Annotated in this window: 20 protein-coding genes and 2 pseudogenes; 3 read left to right on the top strand and 19 right to left on the bottom strand. The window is 41.1% G+C overall.

Going from position 1 to position 21940, the window contains the following annotated elements; translation table 11 throughout:
• Positions 1-8: 8 nt before the first annotated feature.
• From O9334_RS00200 to ccsB, 5 genes are all read right to left on the bottom strand, one after another.
• Positions 9-593, bottom strand: coding sequence for a Uma2 family endonuclease (locus tag O9334_RS00200; RefSeq protein WP_190380914.1), 585 nt, complete (start codon positions 591-593; stop codon positions 9-11).
• Between the two features lie 140 nt (positions 594-733).
• Positions 734-1978: an ATP-binding protein gene (locus O9334_RS00195; RefSeq protein WP_080754292.1), complete on the bottom strand. Its 1245-nt coding sequence runs from the start codon at positions 1976-1978 to the stop codon at positions 734-736.
• A gap of 285 nt (positions 1979-2263) precedes the next feature.
• Entirely contained in the window at positions 2264-3586 is a 1323-nt protein-coding gene (locus tag O9334_RS00190) for a serine/threonine protein kinase (protein ID WP_287998243.1), read from the bottom strand.
• Positions 3587-3642: 56 nt separating this feature from the next.
• Positions 3643-4536, bottom strand: a complete 894-nt coding sequence (locus O9334_RS00185; RefSeq protein WP_045359310.1) for an aspartoacylase — start codon at positions 4534-4536, stop codon at positions 3643-3645.
• Between the two features lie 177 nt (positions 4537-4713).
• The gene (gene ccsB, locus O9334_RS00180) at positions 4714-5700 is read right to left on the bottom strand and encodes a c-type cytochrome biogenesis protein CcsB (protein ID WP_045359308.1); all 987 of its coding nucleotides are present in this window, start codon (positions 5698-5700) and stop codon (positions 4714-4716) included.
• A gap of 132 nt (positions 5701-5832) precedes the next feature.
• On the opposite strand from ccsB, the gene ftsH reads away from it, so the two are divergent.
• Entirely contained in the window at positions 5833-7797 is a 1965-nt protein-coding gene (gene ftsH, locus O9334_RS00175) for an ATP-dependent zinc metalloprotease FtsH (protein WP_287998237.1), read from the top strand.
• 135 nt (positions 7798-7932) lie between these two features.
• Here the strand turns inward: ftsH and O9334_RS00170 are convergent, their stop codons facing one another.
• The 3 genes from O9334_RS00170 to O9334_RS00160 all read right to left on the bottom strand — a co-directional run bounded on the left by O9334_RS00170 (position 7933) and on the right by O9334_RS00160 (position 10930).
• The gene (locus tag O9334_RS00170) at positions 7933-9849 is read right to left on the bottom strand and encodes a hypothetical protein (RefSeq protein ID WP_287998232.1); all 1917 of its coding nucleotides are present in this window, start codon (positions 9847-9849) and stop codon (positions 7933-7935) included.
• On the bottom strand, positions 9818-10171 hold the full coding sequence (locus O9334_RS00165) for a hypothetical protein (RefSeq protein ID WP_045359305.1): 354 nt from the start codon (positions 10169-10171) through the stop codon (positions 9818-9820). The genes O9334_RS00170 and O9334_RS00165 overlap by 32 nt, the downstream gene beginning before the upstream one ends.
• 207 nt (positions 10172-10378) lie before the next feature.
• Positions 10379-10930, bottom strand: a complete 552-nt coding sequence (locus O9334_RS00160; protein ID WP_045359304.1) for a thioredoxin family protein — start codon at positions 10928-10930, stop codon at positions 10379-10381.
• Positions 10931-10966: 36 nt separating this feature from the next.
• Here O9334_RS00160 and O9334_RS00155 point away from each other — a divergent pair, with 36 nt between their 5' ends.
• Entirely contained in the window at positions 10967-11371 is a 405-nt protein-coding gene (locus tag O9334_RS00155) for an NIL domain-containing protein (protein ID WP_004163818.1), read from the top strand.
• Between the two features lie 235 nt (positions 11372-11606).
• Positions 11607-13016 carry an isochorismate synthase gene (locus O9334_RS00150; protein ID WP_287998224.1) on the top strand — a complete coding sequence of 470 codons (1410 nt, stop codon included), beginning with the start codon at positions 11607-11609 and terminating at the stop codon, positions 13014-13016.
• 150 nt (positions 13017-13166) lie between these two features.
• Here the strand turns inward: O9334_RS00150 and O9334_RS00145 are convergent, their stop codons facing one another.
• The 11 genes and pseudogenes from O9334_RS00145 to O9334_RS00095 all read right to left on the bottom strand — a co-directional run.
• Positions 13167-14543, bottom strand: a complete 1377-nt coding sequence (locus tag O9334_RS00145; protein WP_287998220.1) for an aldehyde dehydrogenase — start codon at positions 14541-14543, stop codon at positions 13167-13169.
• Between the two features lie 31 nt (positions 14544-14574).
• Positions 14575-16053, bottom strand: a complete 1479-nt coding sequence (locus tag O9334_RS00140; protein WP_045359300.1) for a hypothetical protein — start codon at positions 16051-16053, stop codon at positions 14575-14577.
• Between the two features lie 63 nt (positions 16054-16116).
• Positions 16117-16908 (bottom strand): TIGR03943 family putative permease subunit, encoded by a 792-nt coding sequence (locus tag O9334_RS00135; protein WP_287998214.1) that lies wholly within the window; start codon positions 16906-16908, stop codon positions 16117-16119.
• Positions 16909-16932: 24 nt separating this feature from the next.
• Positions 16933-17943 carry a permease gene (locus O9334_RS00130; protein WP_045359294.1) on the bottom strand — a complete coding sequence of 337 codons (1011 nt, stop codon included), beginning with the start codon at positions 17941-17943 and terminating at the stop codon, positions 16933-16935.
• Positions 17944-18357: 414 nt separating this feature from the next.
• Positions 18358-19167: an ATP-dependent sacrificial sulfur transferase LarE gene (gene larE / locus O9334_RS00125; RefSeq protein ID WP_045359292.1), complete on the bottom strand. Its 810-nt coding sequence runs from the start codon at positions 19165-19167 to the stop codon at positions 18358-18360.
• A gap of 215 nt (positions 19168-19382) precedes the next feature.
• Complete coding sequence (locus tag O9334_RS00120; protein WP_002780565.1) at positions 19383-19643, bottom strand: type II toxin-antitoxin system RelE family toxin; 261 nt, start codon at positions 19641-19643, stop codon at positions 19383-19385.
• A complete protein-coding gene (locus O9334_RS00115; protein WP_045359291.1) occupies positions 19644-19859 on the bottom strand; it encodes a hypothetical protein in 216 nt (71 codons plus the stop codon). It lies immediately after the preceding gene.
• Between the two features lie 96 nt (positions 19860-19955).
• Positions 19956-20333, bottom strand: a pseudogene (locus O9334_RS00110) (PEP-CTERM sorting domain-containing protein); the annotation flags it as partial.
• An 11-nt stretch (positions 20334-20344) separates the two neighbouring features.
• On the bottom strand, positions 20345-20911 hold the full coding sequence (locus tag O9334_RS00105; protein ID WP_080754277.1) for an IS630 family transposase: 567 nt from the start codon (positions 20909-20911) through the stop codon (positions 20345-20347).
• A gap of 11 nt (positions 20912-20922) precedes the next feature.
• Positions 20923-21414 carry a helix-turn-helix domain-containing protein gene (locus O9334_RS00100; protein ID WP_045359021.1) on the bottom strand — a complete coding sequence of 164 codons (492 nt, stop codon included), beginning with the start codon at positions 21412-21414 and terminating at the stop codon, positions 20923-20925.
• A 66-nt stretch (positions 21415-21480) separates the two neighbouring features.
• Positions 21481-21801, bottom strand: a pseudogene (locus tag O9334_RS00095) (PEP-CTERM sorting domain-containing protein); the annotation flags it as partial.
• Between the last annotated feature and the right edge of the window lie 139 nt (positions 21802-21940).

Below are 21940 nucleotides of genomic sequence, written 5' to 3'. Positions count from 1 at the left end.
AGCCAAAGTTAGGAGTTGAGATTAAAATCAATTCCTTCGTAAATATCGGCAATATTTAAGCTAATTCCTAAAGAATCTAGGGATATAATTCCCCTGGCTGGGGTGTATTCTTGCAGTAACCAATTATTCTCTGATGTTTTGCTATAGGATTCTATTAGTATCTCCCCTTGACTGACGAGAAGATATTGGTTTAATTGGGGTATAGAACGATAATAACGAAATTTATCACCCCGATCATAACCAGAGGTGGAAGGAGATAAAACTTCGATAATTAGGCAGGGATTTAAAATTTCATCATTGCGATTATCACTGAATAATGGTTCCCCGGCAATGATCATTAAATCTGGGTATAAACCGCGATTATATTGGGGTATCCATAGACGTAGATCGCTAGATTGAAGACGATAATTAGTTCCTCTTAAAGCTAATTTTAGCAGGACAATAAGATTAATGAGAATACTATTATGATTGATGCTTCCCCCTGTCATCTCGATAATTTCCCCGTCGTGATATTCGTGTTTAGTTTCCGCGCTAGTTTCTAGGTTGCGATATTCTTCTAAGCTGAGAATTTCGGGAGGAGATTGAGTCAACATTTTTCTAGATTAGAGCTTATTTTATTTGATCATAACATAATTAAGTAGGTAGGTGTTAAAAATTGTCAGACACCCCCCTTAATAAGGGGGTATCAAAGGCAAAATCTATCTTCTATTTAATTAGAAACACTTACTTAATGCTACCTATTTAATCCTAATTCTCCTTGCAGAAAATCAATAAATTGTCTAGCAGTTCTTCCCGATCGCCCATTATGTTGGGTTGCCCATTGTTTGGCACGAAATTCTAAGTCTTCTAAGCTAATTTTTAATTTAGCTAAACTGGCTAAATGACGCACTATTTCCAAATATTTTTCTTGATTAGCTGGTTCAAAAGTGAGGGTTAAACCAAAGCGATCGCTAAAGGATAATTTTTCTTGTACTGTGTCCCAATTATGCACTTCATCCCCATCTTTTGGTTGTGGTCGATCCGCAAAAAATTCTCTGACTAAATGTCGGCGATTAGAAGTGGCATAAACTACGACATTTTTCGGTCTAGCGGTGAGACTGCCCTCTAAAATAACCTTTAAAGCTTTAAAAGCTTCATCGTCTTCTTCAAAGGATAAATCATCGACAAAGATAATAAATTTTTGAGGCAAATCTCGCAAGATTTCAATAATTAATGGTAGGTCTTTTAATTGCGATTTTGCCACTTCAATTAAGCGCAATCCTTGACTATGGTATTTTGGCAGCAATCCCTTGACTAGAGAGGATTTTCCCGAACCACGGCTGCCATAGAGTAAGACATTTAAAGCAGGATAACCTGCCAATAAAAACTCAGTGTTTTTAATCAAGGTTTTCTTAGCCATTTCATAACCGACTATGTCTTGAATCTGCACGGGATCGGGATGAGTAATTCCTTGTAATCTGCCTTCTTGCCACCTTAAAGCTTGATAACGGGCAAAAATTCCTGTACCACATTCGCGATAATAATCTGCTAAATCTTCGACTAATTCCGTCCAATCTGAACTGGAATGCAGGAAACTTTCTAATTTATTGTCCACTTCCCAAGCAGGGAAAATTAGAAATTTAATTTGTTCAAAAATTGTCGAACTGCTTAAGCTATAAATGCTAGAGTTATAAAGAGATTGGAGGATAGATAAATCCTGTTTAACGCCATTAATTAAAGATTCGGGTAACTTCCAAACACTTTTTTTCTGTACCTGTTGACTAAAGGGATTATCATCTAAGAGAATTTGTTCGACTAGAAAATCATTCCAACTGATATTTTTAGATGCTAAAGCTTGAAACCATTGACCATAAGCTTTGAGAAAATCGGCAACATTATCCGTAGCTAATAGGGTAATAAATGCCTGGCCAATAGCATTATCAAAAACCCCTTGATACAAAACCAACAAGCTGACTTTTTTGTAAATTTCAGAGATCATTTTTTCTTCTCCACTAATAACTAACATTTCATGGCCGCCTTTTGGCAATTCCTAATCCGATTTAATAATTGCCGCCTTGTAGCCGAGGTAATGCCAATCAGTTATTATTCTACCAAGATAGGGGAATCTCTGCAAGATTAAGGTTAAAAGGGAAAAATGCCTACCGACTAATTCCTAGGATTTCTTGAATTGATTCTCGATGAAATTGATAACCTATAGCAGTTATCTTCATGGTGAGGTGTGAGGTTTTCGTTTTGGGGGGATGGTCGATGATGCCCTGTCAGGTTACACTTCATCTTGAGGAGAAACGCTATATTTGATGAAATTTAACCAATCTTGGATTTCCTGTCCTAACCAGAGACATTCATCCTCGCGGAGATTCTGACCGATAAGATAATAATTTTTAGCCGTCCGCAGACGAATCTGATAGTTACCTTCTGTGCCATTGCTATGGAGAAAAATACCCCATAAATCTTGAGTTCTGAAGGCAAATTTTTGGTAGATAAAATTTAAAACTTTATATTTAATTAAAACTTCTTGAGGGGTAAGAATTAATTGCATCTCACGCAAACAAATAAAACCAATTAGAGCTATAATAAAGGTAAGAATCGGGGAGATAAAGATACTGACAGTAAGGGCAATCGCCAAAGACCAGAGAGTAGCTGCATCGGAAGGTAGCTTAATTTTTGGGGGTAAATTAATCTCTAAATTATCCCGGTGTTTAGCGATACGGATGGAACTGTGGGGAGGTTTTGGTAATTTCTTAGGATCGATTAAACTTGAGGCTTGGCGATAGTAGGGATGTTGGAGAAATTTCAGGGCTTCTCTGGCACTTTTAAACCGCTTTTCTACCGCCATATCGGTCATAGTTTCTAACCAATCGATTAAATCATCATCAATTGTCACCAGTTGGCGAAATTGAATTTTAGAGTCGCGGTGGGGCAGTTCTATCGGCACAATTCCCGTCAATAAATGAATTAAAGTCATGCCCAAGGCATATAAATCAGAACTGGGAACCGCCCGGCCCCAAAATTGTTCTAGGGGTGCATAACCACTCGTTCCCACCACGGTAAAAGTAACTCCTGTTGCTGCACCCCAGGACTGGACTGCCCCAAAATCTACTAAATAAACGTTATTTTCCGAGTTAATAATTAAATTACTAGGTTTAATATCTCGATGTAATACTGGGGGCGATAATTCGTGCAAATAGATGAGAATTTCGAGAAGTTCTTGGGCAATAGTCCGAATTACCGTAGGGGTGAAACGTTGCCCCCTTTCTAAGCGATCGCTTAAGGATTCTCCCGGTATATAATCTTGTACAAGCACAAACCAAGGAATCCCGTCACCTTGATTTTTATCGAGGGAAAAATAATCGCGATAGCGGGGAATACGGGGATGATGGAGAGAAGCTAAGACGGCTGCCTCCCGTTCAAATAATTTTAATTCTTCCCACTCCATCTGGGGACTAAAAGCGAGGAGTTTAATAATTACCGATTCTTGGGATAATACATCGGTAGCTAACCAAGTTTGACGACCGATAGCGGTATTTCCTAGGCGTTGTTGCAGTTGGTAACGTTCAGCTAAAAGAGAATTAGAAGTAAAGGTCATAGTGGCTTTTCCCTTATTTAGACCGGTTTTTTGTCAGGAAAACTGCTGTGGAGGTACTAATTAATATCGATTTGTTTTTTTGCTGTCCAACAAAGGGCGATTCCTTTTTCTTTATAGGAAGATTCTCCGACAAAGATAGGATATAATTCAGATTCACCACGATAGATAATTTCCTGACCATCAAATCCTAGAAAAATCGGTTGATTGGGTTGAATTGCCTGATAATCTCGTTGGAGAATCTGAGGATGTAACATGGCTTTAATTTCACCCTGTTCATCCCTAGGATAATCGATCGAGCCTAAACGTTGGTAAACTGTTAGGGATTCGCCGAAAGTATCGAGACGGGCAGCCAGATAATTTTCCTGTTCGATATAGTCTAGGATTTGATAGATGAGTGTTTCGGTTTGACGAAAAAGATAGGGACAGATAACACCATGGTTAATTGGACCGATTTCTAGGGTAAAAGCTAGGGGACAAATTCCTTTTAGAAAATGATTTTCTTCCTCGCTGACGGGATGATAAATTAAGCGCACATCAGGATTAATTTTAGTCAGATAGGTAAATAGTTTTAATAGCCAAGGATGGGGGTTAGAATAAATAATCGCCAGCATCATGTTAGATGTGGTGCTGTGAATATCTATTAATAAATCGATGGATTTTTCTCGGATTTCTTTGACTATTTTTTTTGCTCGTTTTTGTTCGTATTGCTGACAATCGGGATTAACTAAATCTTTTTGGTTAAAACAACGATTTAAATCCGTATCGATATATCTAACCCGTTGCTTTAGGGCTAAGGGATTAGCGATGAGAGTGTGGGATTGAAAACTGTTGCGGGCCAGGAGATTAGGTGAGTTTTGCAGGTATTTAACCAAATAAGCGGGAGTTAGTTCATTGCCATGCACACCGGCAATTAAAGCCAGATTTTTAATAGTAGTTTTCTGCTCGATCATTTTTTATAATTTTTGAAAAGTTGTAATTATTTATGGTTTGCTAAAAAAGTTTGTTGGTGGGGTTAGGAGACAGTTATCAGTTATCAGTTATCACTTATCAGTTATCAGTTCACTGAGAAAAGTCCCCACACCCCACACCCTACACCCTACACCCCACACCCCACCCCTATAACTGATTTAGAAAAACCAGCCGTAGGAATGAAGACCTTTACCTAAAAGATTCACCCCTAAATAACATACCCAAACCACAACAAAACCACTCGCTGCTAGAATAGCTGGTTTTCTTCCCTGCCATCCCCGGGTAATGCGGGCATGGAGATAAGCGGCAAACACTAACCAAGTGATTAGCGCCCAAGTTTCTTTCGGATCCCAACTCCAATAGGAACCCCAAGCTTCATTCGCCCAAACCGCCCCGGCGATGATGCCGATAGTGAGAAGGGGAAAACCGAGACCAATGACGCGATAACTGATATTATCGAGGGTTTCTGCCAAGCTGAGACGTTGGGGTGAAAGAGTCGCCATCGCTGTTAAGGTGGGAGTTAAAAGGGCGGTTGTGCCACCGTTAGCCGTTTCCAGGAAAATTGGGGCGGAAAGAGTGGTAGATAACTTATTTTGCAGACGATAGGCTCCCGTACCCACGGAACTGCCTTTTAACTCGATATTTTGACCTCTAGTGACGATCAGAAAAGCGATCGCCATCAGGGAACCCACCATCAAAGCAGCATAACTTAACATCATGACGCTAACGTGCATCATCAACCAATTCGATTTTAAAGCTGGAACCAAGGGCGCCGAAGTTTGCATTTCTCCGGGTAAGGACAAAGTGGCAAAAGCAGTAATCCCCATGGCTACAGGAGTCGTCACCACCCCCACCAGGCGACTGCGGCTAGTGTACTCAGCAATTAAATGAACGGCAGTTACACCCCAAGCGAGAAAGAATAAAGATTCGTAAAGATTGCTGATGGGGAAATAACCCGCTTCTAACCAGCGCGCCCCCAATAAAGCGGCGATACAGAGGTTAGCGATGGCCACTCCCGTGCTGCCCAGGCCGGGCAACAAAGGTATGCTAGGAAAGGCTGCCCCGGCCCAATAAACCAGCATGGTTAAAAACAGGACTAAAAAAGAAGTGTTATCGAGAAAGTTCTCTAAGCTAACTAAATTCATGGGATTTCTCTCGTTTGTCGCTCGCTCGCTACCAAGTATTCCATCCTCTATCCTATCCCATCGGTAAGGCGATCGAGACAGGGAATTGTTAGTATGAACTTTGTATTTTCACTCTCACCCACCCTAAAAATTATGACTAATCAAGAAGATAATAAATTTTCCTGGTCGCGGTTGCCGCGGTTAGGCAAAATCCTGATCATTTGTTCTGGTGTTGCCGCTTTAGGCTATTTTCTTATCCCTCGTCCCTCAGAATTATCCAATATTCCCCTCGAACCCTACAGCGAATTTATCAGTAGAGTGGAACGGGGCGACATCAGTAGGGTCAGAATTGGCAATCAAGTCATCTTTTATCAATTAAAAAATCCTTTAGAATCCCTGCCTATTCCGGGTAATCCCCCCCTTAATCCCCCAGAATCAAGTAATCCCTTTCACGGTGATTCTAGTTCTCTGGTGGGCAAACCGAGCAGTAATCTAGTCTCCGAACGAGTCTTGGCCACGATTCCAGTTTATAACCCCCAATTACCCCAACTATTACAGCAAAAAGGCGTAATCTTCGAGGCGATTCCCGTGGCCGAAAACAGTTGGATCACCACTCTCCTCGCTTGGGTGGTTCCTCCCTTAATTTTAGTCGCCGCCATGCAGTTTCTGTTCTATCGCAACGATGACACGCGTAAATCGCTGCTTTTTAACAAAAATCTCGCTAAAGTTTATGGAGACGGCGAAAAATATCCGATTACCTTCAGTGATGTGGCCGGGGCCGAGGAAGCAAAAACCGAGTTAAAGGAAATCGTCGAATTTCTCAAGGATGCCGAGCGCTTTAATAAAATTGGGGCGCGTATTCCTAAAGGTGTTCTCTTAGTCGGACCGCCGGGGACGGGAAAAACCCTCTTAGCAAAAGCGGTCGCGGGAGAAGCGGGAGTGACTTTTTTTAGCATTTCGGCCTCGGAATTTGTGGAATTATTTGTCGGAACCGGGGCAGCCCGGGTGCGGGATCTATTTGCCCAAGCGAAGAAAAATGCCCCTAGCATCATTTTTATTGATGAATTGGACGCGATCGGTAAATCGAGAAGTTCGGGATCGGGAACTAGCGGCAGTAATGATGAGCGCGAGCAGACTTTGAACCAACTTTTGACAGAAATGGACGGTTTTAGCCCCAAAGAAGCCGTCGTCATCGTTTTAGCCGCCACCAATCGCCCAGAGACTCTTGATGCCGCTTTATTGCGTCCGGGACGCTTTGATCGTCAAGTTTTGGTGGATCGTCCCGATTTAGCGGGAAGATTGGCAATTTTGCAAATATACGCCCAACGAGTCCAGATGGGTGAAGATGTTAACCTCAAAGCGATCGCCACCCAAACCCCCGGTTTTGCCGGTGCCGATTTAGCCAATCTCGTCAATGAGGCGGCTCTCTTGGCTGCCCGTAATAATCGGGAAAAAGTCAGTCAAATTGATTTTAAAGAGGCGATAGAAAGAGTTATCGCTGGTTTAGAAAAGAAAAGTCGGGTTTTATCCGAAAAAGAAAAGAAAATCGTCGCTTATCACGAGGTCGGCCATGCTTTAGTCGGCGCTGTCATGCCGGGAGGTGGTCGGGTGGAGAAAATTTCCATCGTTCCCCGGGGTTTATCCGCTTTGGGTTATACCCTGAAAATTCCCACGGAAGACCGTTTTTTGATGACAGAAACCGAATTTAAAGAACAAATTACTATGTTATTGGGCGGTCGGGCAGCCGAAGAATTAATCTTTGGCAGTGTCACTAATGGCGCTTCCGATGATTTACAAAGGGCGACGGATATTGCGGAAAGAATGGTGACAATTTATGGTATGAGTAAATCCCTGGGACCCCTAGCCTACGATAAAACAGGACAGGCTAATTTTTTAGGTAATAATCAGGGTAGTCCCCGCCGTTCGATCGGGGAAAATACGGCCAAAGCGATCGATGAAGAAGTTAAACAAATTATCGACGCTAGTTACCAAAAAGCTCTAGCAATTCTCAGTCACAACCGCAATTTATTAGAGTCGATTACCGCTAATCTTTTGACCACGGAAGTAATCGAAGGAGAAGAATTGCAAGAATTCTTAAATCAAGCGCAAATGGTCTGATCAATCTTCATAAACAGTCCAGAATATCTAAGTAGTCGTGCAAAATTAATTTCCTAGTGAAGATAGGCAAAAGGCAAGAGGCAAGAGGCAAGAGGTGGTTAGATATGTATAATTAATTTTGCTTAGGTACTTAACTTAAGGAGAAGACAGGATCAAAGCATTAGAAAATTGATATTTACCTGCTTTGACGGTTAATTTGCCCTTTTTCCATGACAAAGAAACGGGAGAGTTATCTCGACTTAAACTGTTATAAAGGGCGAAATTTTTTGACCAATCGTGCTTTTGACCGTTACGAGCTAACATCGGCAGTAGATTGATTTGATTATAGGTCAATTGTAAACTCTGCCCTTGACTGCCTTTAAATAAGACGCTGCCTTGGTTAATTTGAGTTAAATTTACTTGACTTTTTTGCTTAAATATGCTCTTGAAATTCTCATAACTGCCCTGGGTTGCCGCTTCCCCCACTTCCAGGGCAAAACCCGCATAATTGTTACCTGTGGGTAAAGCTTGGTAGGTATTATCATCAGGATAAGGGGAATTAGGAATCTCGATAATTTCAGGAGAAGAAAGATTAATTAATCTCAGGGCTAACCAAGTTTTTTCTAATTGAATAAACCAGATATTATCATCTTTTTCTACCTTGGCCGTTTTCGGTAATTGCCAGAAAAAAGCTTGATCTGCTGGTCGTAACCAGATTAAAAGATTACGATATTGTCCGATTTCATCCCCGGGATTTTTGCCCGGTTTTACGCCATTTTTGCCAGTGTTAGCCACAAAAAAATCCACACCTTTATGTTGATTAAAGGCCATTAATTTAAACGGGGCCACATCGCCATCGGGGAAAGTTCCCGCCAGACTACCCATTTGATAACTAGGGCCGATAAATTGAGTTTCCCAATAACCCGGACTTTGATTATTGCCCGGTTTCCAGTTTTCATACAGGGGTTTACTGGCGAGAATTTCTACCGGTTTATTAAAGTTTTTTCGGGCTAATTCCATCACTGCCAAAGGAGGACGGTAACGACTGGTAATTAGATAAAGAGAGTCCAATTCCGGGCGATTATTGGGGACAGGGGTATCACCAAAGTATAACCAAAAAGTACGGGCTGCACCCGATCGCATTACCTCATTACTACCACCATAATCGCGTTTTACAGGGCCACCCCAACCACCGCGATAATATTTAACACTAGCGGCCATGGATAACCAATCTAAGGCCATTTTTGCCCATTGTTTAACTTCCGTATCTTGAGCAAAATCGTAGAGATTGAGATAGGGAGCAAAGGTATGACCGTGATAAACTTCTGAATCCCATTCTCCCATACCGATGTTATATAAAGCTGAAACGTAACGCTTGATTTTACTTTTATAAATTTGACGAGTTGCTTCATTTCCTGTTTCTTCCGCCATCAGATAAACCGATGTTTCGCGCATCGCTCGCAGGTTATCAGTATTGCGACCATCTACCCATAAACCCCGTCTTGTTATACTCCAATCATTACCCGTTCCTTGGCCAGTACCGTGGATAGGGTGGGGCCGTTGTAAAGGGTCGGTTTCTGTCCAAATTTTCGCCGCATTATACATTCTCTGACGATAAACTGGATCGAGATACTTTCCGAGAAGAAAATACTTTCTAATTTGTCCTTTTAGGGTAAAAGAAAAATAATAATCTATATAATCAGTGTGGGCCTGTTCTCGTGTTTGTGGGTCATCCTGCTGCAGGAAATCTAGGGCTTTTTGCCGGTTTCCTGCCAAGAAATCAAACATGGCCAGATGATAGGATCTTTTCTCGTTTTCTCCCCACAAATTGCCATAATTTTCCCGATTAGCAAAATGGTTAATAACTTGCTTTGCCCTTTGTTGAAATTCTGCCTCTAATTCCGGTGTCCAATCGTTAAGATATTGGGTTTTAACTTCGGCAACGGGGAAGGAAGCGATCGAGTTTTGAGAAACAGAATAGAGGGAATTAAAGCCAATAGTAAATAGGGCAATTATTCCCGCTAAAATTAGATATTTAATTCTAGATCCAATCGTCATCTTCGGCAAATTCATCGATGTTTCCTTGATTTTCTGGGGACTGAGGTTGATTCTCTTTATCTAATTGTAAAGGAACCGGTTCAGGAGCGATAATTTCTGGTAATAATTCTTCGGGTTTTTGACCATCTACCTCCACCACAATCATTTCCGTGACGGGAAACCAAAGTATCCGGCCTTGATCATCACAAACCGTCAGCGATCGAGATTTATCTGGAGTCTCGGTTGCGAAGAAATCTCCTAACATTTTGGTGGGTAAAATATTCTTACTTTCACCCCCACTAACTCCTAGGAATATATATTCGTTACCTGTGGTCAAATGTTGGACAATAATCGCCATAGTTAAAAAATTCAGTCAATGAAATGTAAGTAGTCGTGTAAAATAAATTTCCTAGGGAAGATAGGCAAAAGGCACTCATGCAAGAGGCAAGAGGTGGTTAGATATGTGTAATTAATTTTGCTTAGGTACTTACCTATTGATAGTTGACTCTTGAATTATAGCTTTCAGCCATAAGCTTTCCACTGATAACTGATAACTGATTACTGATTACTGCTTAACTTGACTGCCGTGACTGCGGGGATCGGTTTGACTAGCGCCCGCAAGGATATTAAAATCAGAAGTCTGTCCCGTAGTGGTGGCATAGGGTAGGGTAGAATTAGTTAAAAGTGCTTCTAAATTAGCAGTTAAAATTGATTTTGGTTGTTCTCCGATCGCTTGGGCAACTGGTTGTCCTTGGTTATTTAAAAAGACAAAATGGGGAATACCATCCACACGATAACGGAGAATTTCCGGCAACCATTTATTATTATCAACGTTGAGCATGACAAAATTAATGGTATTACCGTATTGTTTTTTAATTTCGGCAATTTCAGGGGCCATCGCCTGACAACTGGTACACCAATTAGCATAAAATTCTGTCAGGGTGGGTTTACCATTGCTGAGGGCAAGATCGAAAGGTGTCGCTTTTTCCGCTTGCGCTTCCAAAGATACAGAACTAGCGGTGGTTTGAAACCCGAAGAAAATCGCTACACTAAGGATAACTGCCGTTACTGCCAGCAGCAGATTTCTGGTTTTGTTGGTGGGTGTGGTGGCTGTCATGGATAGTCTCTCAAAAATTATTCCTATCCTATCCTAATGAAAAAACGCGTTACTCTCACTTTTCCCAAAAAAGCCGTCCATATGCCCGTTACCTATCGACTGGCGAAGGATTTTAACGTCGCCGCTAATATTATCCGCGCCCAAGTTGCCCCCAATCAAGTGGGAACATTAGTATTAGAATTATCGGGAGATATCGATGAGTTAGAAGCGGCGATCGAATGGTTACAATTACAAAATATTGGCGTTTCGCAAGTTAGTCGCGAAATCGTCATTGATGAAGAAAAATGCGTCGATTGTGGCTTATGTACGGGAGTTTGTCCCACGGAAGCTTTAACCCTTGATCCCGAAAGTTTTCGTCTCAAGTTTTTGCGTTCCCGTTGTGTGGTTTGTGAACAATGTATCCCCACTTGTCCCGTGGCGGCAATTTCTACAAACTTGTAAAGTAGCAGTTATTAAATTAATTTTTTTGCCCATTTAAATAATAGCCATCTCTGGAGATTTTAACCCCTCATTTGTCTCCAACGCAGTTAATCGTCACAAATATCCCCTTCCCTTTCTGCCTAAAGACCCTTTCTCCGATATCATAGTTAAAAAGAGATCCTTGACTCTGGCCACATCTGTGGGGATTACATACCATTAATCATGGTTTTTTTGCAAAAAATACAAAAAACTTGACATGACTTCTGCCGTTCCTCGCCTTTCCTATCCTGATAGTCCGATTGCTGATCTTCGCGGCCTCTATAACTTTATCCTCAACCCGCAACTGTTAGCCGCAGAAAAGGGAAATCCGTCGTTCGTTAGTTTTTGTCAAAAAATTTCCCCCGTTGATCCCCTAGAAATTCTCTCTCGGATTGCCCCTAGCTATGCCACCCATTGTTATTGGGAAAATCCCGAACGAGAAACCGCTTTTCTCGGCTACGGCATCGCCTTTGCTGCCACTTTCCACGGCAAACAACGTTTTTTAAAAGCTCAAAAATTTATTGAAAACTGTCAACAAAGAATTATTAAAATTGATAACTATAGCGAGATTACTCCCCGCATCTTTTGTAGTTTCACTTTTTTCGACTCGGAAACAGCTACCCCCTTTCCCTCAGCTACCCTAACCCTGCCTAAGTTTCAAATTATCAAAAAACAGTCGGAATATTTTTTCCTTACCAATCTCCTAATCACCAGCGAAAAAGAAATAGAAAACTCCCTCGAAGAAACTATCAACAACCTCAAAATTATCCAAAATAACTCGAGCAATTGCCGACAAAATCCCCACCAGGATCCCTGTAGTTACTATATTCATCCTACCTATAATTTTCAAGCGGCTGTTGCCGATGCCCTCCAATCTATCCATGCTCAAAAATTTAGCAAAATTGTCCTCGCTCACGCTCTTGACGTGATTTCTCCCCGTCCTTTTCATCTGGTAAACTGTCTCGATAATTTGCGTCAGCGTCATCCCGATTGCTACACTTTTTCCCTCGGCAATGGACGGGGAGATCATTTTATCGGCGCTAGTCCCGAACGCTTGTTAACTGTCCATCAGGGGCAATTAATCACCGATGCTTTAGCGGGATCCGCCCCCCGGGGAGAAAATGCGCTCGAAGATGCTCTTTTAGCCAATAAACTCCTCGCTAGTGAAAAAGAACAACGGGAACATCGGGCTGTTAGTGACTTTATTAACCAAAAATTGCGACAAATTGGCTTAAATCCTCAAAATTCTCCTTCTAGATTGCTAAAACTCTCCAATATTCAACATCTCTGGACTCCTATCCATGCCAAACTAAAACCCTCCATCCATCCCCTCGAAATTGTTGCCCAACTACACCCCACTCCTGCTGTCGCAGGGGTTCCCACGGAGATCGCTTTAGCACAAATTCGTCATTATGAAACCTTCGATCGCTCTCTTTATGCCGCTCCTTTGGGTTGGATTGATTGTCAAAATAATAGTGAGTTTATTGTTGGTATTCGTTCGGCCTTAATTAAAGGCGATCGAGCGCGATTATACGCCGGTGCGGGTATTGTTGCCGGTTCCGATCCGGAAAAAGAACTAGCAGAAATTCAGCTTAAATTTCAAGCTCTCTTAAAAGCTTTAACCTAAACTGTAAGTAAGTAGTTATAATTAAATTGAAGATAGATTTTGCCTTTGATCCCCCCTGCCCCCCTTAATAAGGGGGGTGCCGATCCCCCCTTAATCCCCCCTTAATAAGGGGGGTATCTGACAGTTTTTAACACCTACCTACTTAGCTTTTTACCGAACCAATAACTTAAATAAGCTTAACTTCCCCTTAAAAGGCGGATATTTTAGAGCGGGATTGAACCAAAGAGGTGTTTTCATAATGGCTTTTTGGTGACTAAAATTCTCAAAGGAAAAACGACCATGATAGCTACCAAAACCGCTATTTCCCCGACCACCAAAGGGTAAACTAGGATTAGTAAAATGAAAACTATTGTTGTTAATACAACCTCCCCCAAACTGGACTGATTCTAACCATTTCTTTTCGGTCTTTGCCTTGGTAGTAAACAGATAAAAAGCTAGAGGGTTAGGGTTTTTAGCAATAATTGCTAAAGCTTCCTCAAAAGTGCTAAAGGCAATGATCGGTAAAATCGGCCCGAATATTTCCCCTTGCATAATAGGAGCATCGAGGGAAACATTAGTTAATAAAGTTGGTTGAATATATAAATTTTCTCGATCGGTTTTGCCTCCAAAAACAATCTCACCATCTTGGAGAAAGTCAATCAGGCGATCAAATTGTTTTTCGTTGATCATTCTACCATAATCAGCACTTAATCTGGCATCCTCACCGAAAAAATTAACAATAGTGTTTGCTAATTCTCTGATAAAATTCTCCTGCTGGGATTGATGTACCAAAATATAATCAGATGCGATACACATTTGACCAGAATTAGAGAATTTTGTCACGGCAATGCGACGGGTTGCCACGGAAATATTAGCATCAGCTTCGATAACACAGGGACTTTTTCCCCCTAATTCTAGAGTAACAGGAATTAACTTTGCTGCCGCTAGTTGATAAATAATTTTTCCTACCCTGGTACTGCCAGTAAAAAATATATGATCAAAGGTAAAACTGTCTAACATATTCGGAATTACTTCCCCACCATCTCCCGAGACAATTAACACATATTCTTCTGGGAATATTTCTTGAATTATTTTAATTACTAATTTTTCCGTCGCTGAGGCAAATTCACTCGGTTTTAATACCGCACAGTTACCAGCAGCAATAGCACCAACTAAAGGCACTAATAACAATTGAAGGGGATAATTCCAAGCACCAATAATTAAAACCACTCCTAAAGGTTCCCGAATAATCTGACTGGAGGAAGGGAAATTTAAGAGATTAGTTTTAACAGGTTTGGGTTGCATCCATGAGCGCAAATTTTTTAAAGCGGTATTAATTTCCACCAAAAGGAAACCATTTTCAGTAATCCAACAATCTTCGGGAGGTTTCTTTAAATCGCTATATAAAGCTTGATAGATTTCTGCTTCATATTTAATAATTGCCTGTTTTAACTTCTCTAACTGCTGACGACGGAATTGATAGGAAAGAGTGGCACCACTAACAAAATACTGACGCAATTTGGCTAATTTTTCTGAGTTTGACAGCATCGAAATAATTCCTAACTTAATGATGGTAATTCTATGGCATCCACTGGGGACGAATTCCCGCTAGAGGTAATTCAATTAAATCAGATTTACTTGCTTTTACTCCATCTTGTAGGGGAGGAATTAACATCCACAAACGACCACCGATAATTGTTTCTCCTGAATCGGTAGTCAGGGGATTAGTTGGATTAGTATCATAACTGGTGCGAAGTTGATCAAAAATAATTGCTAAACCATCGGGAGATAAACTAATGTGAATATCACGATAATCGGCTAATTCCAGTAGGGGAGTCACTTGACCGGTCTTCACATCTATTTTAGCAAAATAGGGTTTTTCTTTGTACTCTTGACTGTTAGTAACTAACTCGGTTAACAAACAATACAAATCGCTACCGGTAGCATTAAATTGACAATCTATAATCGAACCTTGTAGATTGAGTAAGCGTTTTTGTAATCCTTGATTATTGACATAAAAAAGCGATCGAATATAACGCATTTTGGCATTATCAGTATTAAAATTCACCATCGCTGCGGCCGTACCATCAGCAGAAAAATTCAAAATTCGCCCAAATTTTGGTAAAAAATCTAGGGGTTTTGTCTCGGTTTTTAAAGGCAAAAGGGCGATTCCTTCCCCCTGGGTGACAGCCAAAGTTTTACTATCAGGTGCAATCAAAAATTCCCCGCCTTGGATGTTTAATTGTTGGGGGTTTTCCCCCGATTTAACTGCCCATAAATCGAAGTTAATTGGATTGCGGCGCTCAATTCTCTGCACGACAATAGTTTTCCCATCTTTAGCTAAATCAAAATGATTATTTTGATAATCTTTATTGTCTAGCACTAACTCAATTTTTGCCGGCGATTGACTGCTATCAACTTGATAAAGCTGCAGTTCACGAATTCCCTGTATCCCCTGATTTTTCGCCACGGCCGAAAAGAGGATTTTTTTACCATCAGGATAGAATTCAAAAGCCATAACGGTCAAATTTGCGGGGGTTAAGAGGGTTTTCTTCTCCTCGGTCAGGTTATAAAAAATTAATCTTCCCTGTTCTTCCCCATTAGTGCCAATATAGGCAAAAGCACGATCCCGACTTTTAAATTCTCTTTCAAAGATTGCCAGGGTTTGTCCTAATCGATTACCGCTGCGAAATTGTTCCCGCGCACCTTCAATTTGCAGATGATATTTTTCTCCGTAGGGAATGGGAGAAGTGAGGGTATAAGCTAATCGTCTTCCGGCCCAACTAAACTTCCCCGGCAGCGGAGGATCGATAACTAGATTTTTTTCTACACTAGCATGATCCATAGGGCGATCAAAAGTGATAATAAATGCTTGATCTTCCGAGCCAATTTCTCGATTTTCCCAGCTAAATTCCTTGACCCTTGGTCCGGTTTGTAAAAGACATTGATTACCACAGCTATTACCTAACCAAATTAAGCCACCAATTACTAAGGTTAGGGATACAATTAATGTTATCGCTAATTTATCAATTGGTTGTAGTTGTAAGGTCTTGATCATTATAGTAGATGGTTAATAACAACAACTGCTCACTGGTCACTGATAACTGATAACTGATAACTATTAATATCCGTAGGGATCCATAGGAGTGGGTATAGATTTCACGGATTTAGCCTTAATTACTAATTGTCTTCTGGTGGTTGATTTTCCTACCTCTACGGGTAAGGATTCCGTGGCCATTTCTCCGGTGATTTCTAACCAAGTGTCATTGGGATATTGACCGCGACTTCCTGATAGTTTCACCGGTAAACCCACGGGATAAGCATCCACGGCACAACAGGTAAGGATAAAGCGACTAATTAATAAATAATTATCGAGTAATTGGGGCAATTGCACCACAAAACCTGTGACTTTTACCGGTTGTCCCGTGTAAGCATCAGGTTCGGGGTAAGCATTCAAAGTTCTTACCCATTCAATTAAACTTTTTTCCTCTGGTTTAACGGTAGTGCCAAAGGATTGAGTTTGCACGCGAGTTAGGGGTAAAGATTCACTAATTCCCCTCTGTAATGCGATTTGACTGCTGAGGGGCTGCGGGGCGATAAATAGGCCTAAAAGGGCAGTGATTACTAATAAACCTGAGCCAAAATGTTGAGGAAGAATGGTAATATGCGATCGATTATCGTTACTATCTAAATTAATCTTTTTTTGCCACTGCTTTAATAATGTCCAAAGCTTGACTATTCCCAGAACAAATAAAGCAATACTGGTGATGAGAACCAGAAAAAAATAATTAGGATGGATCAGTAAATTTAACTGTCCAGTTATCCAGTATTTAAATAGTAACGAACCCCAACCGATTAGGGCAATAATATCGATAAATTGGGGGGCGATTATTTTTAGACGTGATGAATTCATGGGAAAAACTATCAAGGAACTGACCTAAAATAAATAACTGTGAGCTAAGGTGAGTAAAAAAGTCATTTGCGCTGCTAAAGCAAAGAGATAAATTAACATTCTCGGTTTAAAAATAGACAACATTAAACCAATCCCTTTCAGGTCAATCATCGGACCGAACACTAGAAAAGCCAGCAGGGAACTACTGGTAAAACTAGAGGCAAAGGAGAGGGCAAAAAAAGAATCAACCGTGGAACAAATCGAAACAATGACAGCTAACAGCATCATTGCCAAGATCGAAGTAATCGGATCCTGACCCAAATTAAGAACAAATTCCCGGGGAACAAACACCTGTAAACCGGCCGCTATAGCACTTCCTAAGATTAACACTCCTCCTAATTCGCGTAATTCCATCACCACGTTTTCCAGAAAAGTTAACCAGCGCCTTTTCATCGGGATAGCTTGCACTGCTGGTAGGACAGCAGTGGCGGCAAAACTTTCGTCTAAGCGCAAAGTTTTGCCAGAATTACCGATCAGAAAAGAACCAGATTGTAGTAGTAGTGGGATAGATTCTTTTTCCGGTGTTTGCGGTTGCCAATTGAGACTTTTTGCCAAAGAGGTTTGGAGGAGCGGTCGGGGATCTTTTTGGATACTAAAGATAATACCGATAACCGTAGCGATGAACAAAGAAAAGATAACTCGATAGAAAACAATTTCCGGTTGATCGCGAAAAGCTACCCAAGTGGACCAGATAACAATCGGGTTAATTGTCGGCGCTGCTAAGAGAAAACTAACCGCTACTGCATTCGGCATTCCTTGCACAAGTAAACGTCGCGCCACCGGTACATTGCCACACTCGCAGACGGGAAACAAAAAACCAATACATCCCCCCACAAATGCTCCTAAAACAGCATTTCGAGGCATCAAGGCAACTAGGCGACGTTCATCGACAAATATTAAAAGAATACTAGAGAGAATCACCCCTAGCAGTAAAAAAGGCATCGCTTCCACCAACAGGCTCAGGAATAGGGTAAAGGCATTTTGTAGTTGACTCATCTATCCTCGCCTTGGGAATTGGGGGTTTAGGGGTAAAGACTTAGGAACCCCAGAAAAAGGTTCATCAGTCCGCTCCCCGGCTTTTTAACATTTTTTTAATATATCTGATCGAGTGACCAATTATCAGTTATCAGTGACCAGTTATCAGTTATCAGTGACCGGTTATCAGTGACCAGTTATCCGTTACAGCCTTTCTCGCTGAGATGAAGTATAACCCTGTTTGGTATTGACCACCGACGACTGGCTCCCCAAAAGGAAAACTTCGTACCTCACCATTAAGATAACTGTTAGAGCAGAACGTAGGTTGGGCTTCGGCCGTGAGCTCAGCCGAACGGTTGAAGCATGAAACCCAACGCTGTTAGAGCAGATTTGAGTTTTCAGTCCACTGTTTACTGTTCACTGTTTACTGCTGAACTAGAGGACTCGATTAAGCTTGCCGCTTTGATAACCTTCTAGATCGAGGGTGACATAGATAAAGCCTAATTTTTGCAGATCAGCGACTAATTCGCTTAAATTTGTCCGATTAATAAAGTCGGGAATTTCTGCTGCCGGTAATTCAATCCGTGCCGTATCGCCGCTCGATCGCACCCGTAATTGACGATAACCTAATTTTCGCAGATAAATCTCCGCCCGTCCGACTCTTTGCAATTTCTCCAGGTTAATTTCCTCCCCGTAGGGAAAACGGGAACTTAAACAGGGTTGCGCTGGTTTATCCCACCAAGGTAAATTTAAGTAACGAGATAGTTGACGAACTTCGCTTTTTGTGATAGCAATTTCCGCCAAAGGTGAACGAGCGCCGCGTTCCCTAGCGGCTTGAATCCCGGGGCGATAATCCCTTAAATCATCAGCATTAACGCCATCGATGACGTAGGAATAACCACGAGCGAGAGCGATGGGTTTAAGGGTGTCGTGTAGCTCACTTTTGCAGAAATAACAGCGATTAACGGGATTACTGGTGTAATTGGGGTTATTCATTTCCTCTGTTTCCACCAATTCGTGCAGAATACCGATATAATCGGCTTGGGCGATCGCTTCTTCCAATTCTTCCGGCAGTAGGGAAGGGGAAACCGCCGTAATTGCCAATGCTTGACTCCCTAGCAGATCATAAGCCACTTTTGCCACTAGGGTACTATCCACGCCCCCAGAATAGGCAATCAAGGCTTTTTCACTGGTTTTTAAGAGGTTTTGTAATTGTCCGAGTTTATCAAGTAATTGACTGTCCATGGCGGCGATTTTGGCAACTGGTTTAGGGAGACCGTTTTTTATTATATGCCGTGCCGTAATTAATCAGGGCTACCGATCGATTTATGCTGCCATAATTTTGTCAATAATTGGGCTATTTTTGGCAATTTTTACTAGAAAATAATCTCGCTATCATAAGGATAGGCGGTTAAAATGTATCTTAGCTTATTGCTGATCCCAATTATTTTAGTAGGTATTTAGTCATAAACTTCACTTCTATGACCTACTCTAACAATAATAATTATCCTACTCTCTCGATCAAATTCATAAATAACCCGATAATCTCCTACTCTTAATTTGTAAAACCCTGACCATTCTCTCGTAAGAGGTAGGGGAGTTATCTGTTCAAAGTTGATAGCTAACCATTTAATTTTATTAAGAATCCTCAGTCTGATAAAATCTGTGATCAAATCTAAATCAGTTATCGACTCTGGTTCAAAAGTAACAGAATAGCTCATTTAAGGTTCTATCCCATATCTTTTATCCACCTCAGCTGCGGGAATAGTCGCTCTTCCTTGTAGTCTTTTTTGTCGGATTTCTAATAACTTTTCTTTAAAAGATTCCTTAACTTGTTTTCCCTCATCTGGATCACCAAAGTATTCATCTAGAGTATCATCTACTGTATTACGGATTAAACTTTGTAACTCTTGGGGAGTCATGTCTTTTATCTGCATATTTGCCCCTATTCAGAAAAGATAATTGACCTATCACTCCCGATTATATCAAGATATCGGGGCAACCCCTCTGTAGTTGCCCCTGCCAAGGATAATTTATCCCCGACGACGAAGGGAAGCGGCACCCAACGCACCAACAGCGATTAAACTCACTATACCACTAGGTTCCGGGGTTGATACAGCACCGCCACCAGTAGGAGTGATATCCCCATTAAGAGCCACAAACCCACCCCCGGCAACATTAGCGGAGTTTCCAGCATAGAAGTAGACACCGAAGGAGTTAGCATTCAGTCCATAGAGACGGAACTGCACCGGGCCGGTTTGGGGTGCTAAACTGCTTAGGTCAAAGCTGTAGGTATTAAAGCTAGTTGTTAAGCTAACTTGTGTCCCTAAATTACTGGTGAACCCATCAACACTAGAGCGCAAGACCAAATTTAGCTGGTTTTCATCATGCCTCGCATCGAGTTGTAAGTTATACCAATTCTCTAAATACCGACTACAGATAAAGCCTCAAGAATATAAGCACGTCCTGTAATCGAAGCAATTACCTTCTGGGTCATAACTTTCAGTCTCTCGGTAATTAATTCTCTTAATTCATCTAAAGAAGCTGGTAATTTCCATCTCAATCCCTTCTTTAAGTATTGCCAAATCTGTTCAATTGGATTGGATTCAGGGCAATAGGGCGGTTGAAATATCAGTATAATGTTGTCGGGAATTTTTAACTTTTTCGCCTTATGAAATCGAGCATTATCTAACTGGATGATTAAAATACTATCGGCAAAATGTTCAGCAACTAACTCTAAAAATATCTGAAAACATTGACTGTTTAAATGAGTGAATTCGTAAAAAAAATGCTCTCCTGTCTTCGGCTCTACCACTCCATATATATAAGTTGCTTGAAATTTCCACTGCACCTTCCCATAAGGTTTTATCCCTTTTGCTGTGATTTTTCTGCCACTGATAGTCTTCAGTCCTATTCGAGTTTCATCTTCACATAAAAAGCGAATTTTTCCCTCTAATCCCATCATTATCATTGCCACCCAACTCAGCATTGCCAGGTTTTCTAAGAAGTTTTTTTAAAATACTCTAACCTTTCTTCTGACTGCTCTAGGCTTTTTGGTCTCGCTATTTTTGGTGACGCTTTTAGTCTATAATATACTAATTTATGAACGGTTTTATACTTTGCTTTTATCCCTATTTTTTTCTCTAACCATTCACAAATCTCGACCTGACTATCAAACCCTTGGTTTTCTTTTAATCTTTTTTCTAAGGCTTTTTCTGCCCATTGGGGAACTTTTCTTGGTCTTCCTGTACCCACTTTTTTCGACAATAATTTTTCTAATCCCCCTTGACGGTATTTTCCTACCCAATCTTGTACGGTGACTCTGTTTCTCCCGATCATTTCGGCGGCTTCTGTCACCGTTTTTGCCTTTTTTGTCTTTAATAAGTACAATACTTGTATTCTTTCTTTTCCTGAACCAGTTTTTTCTTGTCTGAGCAGTTCCTTGAGTTCTGCTTCGCTTTCTCTGATTTCTATCTTAGAAACTCCTGCCATATTTTTCCTTTAACTCTACTAAGATGATATTCTACACTATTTGTAGTCAGATTTTGGAGAATTGGTATTAGTAAAATCGACCTGAAAACCTGCACCGGGTTGTACGGCAAATTCCACGTATTGGTTGGTATCAACAGTGCTACCTGTATTCCAACCGCCAGAACCCAAACTACCCAACAAGAATACAGAATCATCCAGCCGATTTATCCCGGCGGTATCTAACCCAGTGCTGGTTATATTCGCACCCACATTATCCGCCGCTTTGGGATAGGTTGCCGTAGAAGCATTAAATTGACTCCAACCAGCTACTATTGCCGCTTGAGCAGGAGCAATCCCAGCTAAACCCATCAGAGTCAAGGGGGTTAAAATTGTCAGTAATTTTTTCATGGATTCGATGACAGTAATAGGAGAAAATTATGGTCATATTTAACGCTAGTTTTGCGCCAATATCCTGCAACGAAAATATCACAAAGGGGGGGGAAGTCAAGGGTTATTTAATCATGATTTTTTATTGATTTTTATATTT

Origin of the sequence: Microcystis sp. LE19-8.1F, from assembly GCF_027531715.1 — a bacterium.
In the GTDB taxonomy this organism is placed as follows: domain Bacteria; phylum Cyanobacteriota; class Cyanobacteriia; order Cyanobacteriales; family Microcystaceae; genus Microcystis; species Microcystis wesenbergii_A.
Note: the sequence above shows the minus strand (reverse complement) of the source record. Positions and strands in the feature narration are given on the sequence as shown.